Source organism: Actinoalloteichus spitiensis RMV-1378, from assembly GCF_000239155.1.
GTDB classification, from domain to species: domain Bacteria; phylum Actinomycetota; class Actinomycetes; order Mycobacteriales; family Pseudonocardiaceae; genus Actinoalloteichus_B; species Actinoalloteichus_B spitiensis.
The window spans coordinates 1-2,439 of sequence record NZ_AGVX02000483.1; the positions used below are offsets into that span (position 1 = coordinate 1).

Genomic DNA, 2,439 nt, shown 5'->3' on the forward strand with positions numbered 1-2,439 from the left:
GGGGTGGGTTCCCCTCGGCAGCGGTGGGCGCGGGGGGCTGGCCGGTGTGGGGCCGGCAGGGGTCTCCGCAGGTCCTCGTGACCGGCACCGGGTCCGGCGGCGCGGGAGGCGTCCCCCGGGCGTTCCACCGCCGGGGCCCGGCCCCGGCGGCCCTGTCGTCCCGCCCGTCCGGAGCCGTGGGCACTTCCCTGTCCCCTCGCCCTCGTGGCCCGCGCGCCACCTTCCTCTGCGGACTCCAGTCCGATGAACCGCCTGGTCAACCGAGGTTCGCTCGGCCCCGAGCCCCGGCGGTGCCCGTGGTGGGCGCGCTAGGCTGGACCACCCGGCCGAACGCCGCGCGCACTCCCCGTTCCGCTGTTCCTCGTGCTCCGGGCCCACCCGCCCGACCAGCTCCTCGCGCCCGACCCGACAGCTCAGCCACCCACCTGTCCAGCGACCTCCACCGACACCGGGTGCGGCGAGAGCAGCGCCCCCGGGCACTCCACGGCGTCCGACCGGTCCGCCCGCGATCCCGTCCGGAGGAGCCATGCTCGGGTACCGCATGTTCGGCGAAGTCCACGGCGAACGAGACCAGGTCGTCAGAATCGTGCTCGGCCAGCTGCGTTCCTGGCTGCGGGGCAAGGGGTACGCGGCCGACGCGCTGACCCCGGGGCGGTCCGTGCGCCTGGAACGGGACGTGGAGGGAGCACTGCTCGAACGGCGGTTACGCGACGGCTCCCACCAGGTGCGGGCCCGGATCCGGGAACCACGCGGCTGGATCACGCAGCTGACGGTCGCGGTGCCGAGGCGGGAGCGGGACCGCCCGTGGCTGTGGCTCGACATCGAATCCCCCGGACCACGGACCGGCGACCGCCGCGTGTGGACCGGCACGCCCCGACTGGCCGCCGCCCTCACCGAGGTGCTGGACGTCCGGGACGGCGCGCACGCCCTGCGCCCCGGCCCCGTCCGGATCGGTGTCGACGACACCCACTGGCTGCTCACCGTCCTCGGAGATCGGCGGCGGCGGGGACTGGCGATCCTCGCCGGGTCGTCCGGGCATGACGACGTGGAGTTCTCCCGCTGGGTGGGTCTGGCCGGCCGGCTCCTCAACCAGACGACCGGGCTCGCGGCGACCTACGTCCTCGACCCGGCGGCGACCGAGGCGTTCAACCGGGACGCCGGCCCGGGTTACGCCGTCCCGCCCTGGCATCTGCGCAGCTACCGACCCGGTCTCGACCTGGCCGACCGCGTCGGTGCCCGACGGCACCGGGTCCTGGGCCTGTCGCGGATCGTGGAGTCCGACGACCGCGAGAACGCCAGGATCCTGGGTTGGAAGGCGCGGGAGGTCGCGGAGAACTCGCCGCTGCCGGCCGTGGTGCTCCGGGCGCACCGGGCGCTCGAGGAGGAGATGGACAGCCTGCTGGTCGCCGGCCTGTCGAACACCGCGTCCTCCACCGCCCGCCCACCGTCGCCCCCGCCGGTCCCGACCGCACCGCGCGACGGCCGGGACGAGCCGGAGCCGGAGGCCAACGACGAGCCCACCGCTCCCGCGCACGCTCCGGCACCGGACGGGGTCCTCATCGACCGGGCACGGTGGACCGCACTGACCGACGCCCTGCTCGCCGCCACCGGCAGCGCGGAGGTGACGGTCGAGACGTTGACCGCGCTGGGCTCGCTCGGCTCGGCGGCCCGGCACGCCCGGTCGGCGCGCGAGTTGATCGCCGAACACCTGCGGGAACGGACCTCCGAGATCAACCAGCTCCGCGAGGAGCGGGACCTGCTCCGACGCGGCTGGGAGGACGAACAGCTGGAACACGCGGAGACCGCCGAGGAGCTGGTGACGGTGGAGGCGCGGCTGCGCCGGACCCTGGCCCTGTGGGCGCGGGATGCCCGGGTGTCCCACCTGGAGCCCCCGTCGGGCGACGACGACGCCCGCCCGCACACCTATGAGGAGCTGATCGAGCACCTCGACAAGCTGGCGCACGTCGTGTTCACGGGTGACCAGCAGACCACCCTGGCCCTCGCCGACAAGGACACCCTGTGCGTGTGGGTGGGGAAGATCTGGGCCGCCCTGCTGGCGCTGGAGGACTACGCCACGGCGAGCGCCGAGGGCCGGTGCGAGCGGGATGTCGCCGGTTACCTGCGCAACCTGCCCCGGGGCTGCCGGGGCGTCTCCGCGAACCGGCACGCGCACAACGAGACGAACGACGTCCAGAACAACCACCACTTCAGCGCGGCCCGCACCTTCCCCGTGCCCGTCGAGGTCCGGCCGGAGGGCAGGGCATTCATGGGCGCGCACTTCAAGATCACCAAGTACGGGATGACCAGCCCGCGCCTGCACTACCTCGACGACACCGCGCACTCCGGTCGGGTCTACGTCGGGTACATCGGACGGCACCTGCCCAGCAAGCGCACCAACTAGCCACCCCGCGCCGCCGGGCGGCCGGATCATGCCCCAGC

The 2,439-nt window shown here is 74.3% G+C and carries 1 protein-coding gene; it reads left to right on the top strand.

What is annotated here, in order from left to right; all coding sequences use genetic code 11:
- The first annotated feature begins 526 nt into the window (after window positions 1-526).
- Window positions 527-2,401 (top strand): coiled-coil domain-containing protein, encoded by a 1,875-nt coding sequence (locus ACTIDRAF_RS0219820; RefSeq protein WP_016700463.1) that lies wholly within the window; start codon window positions 527-529, stop codon window positions 2,399-2,401.
- The last annotated feature ends 38 nt before the right edge of the window (window positions 2,402-2,439 follow it).

Excerpts from the sequence above, each read along its gene's own strand:
- ACTIDRAF_RS0219820 (WP_016700463.1), top strand. The coding sequence starts at position 527 with ATGCTCGGGTACCGCATGTTCGGCGAAGTCCACGGCGAACGAGACCAG.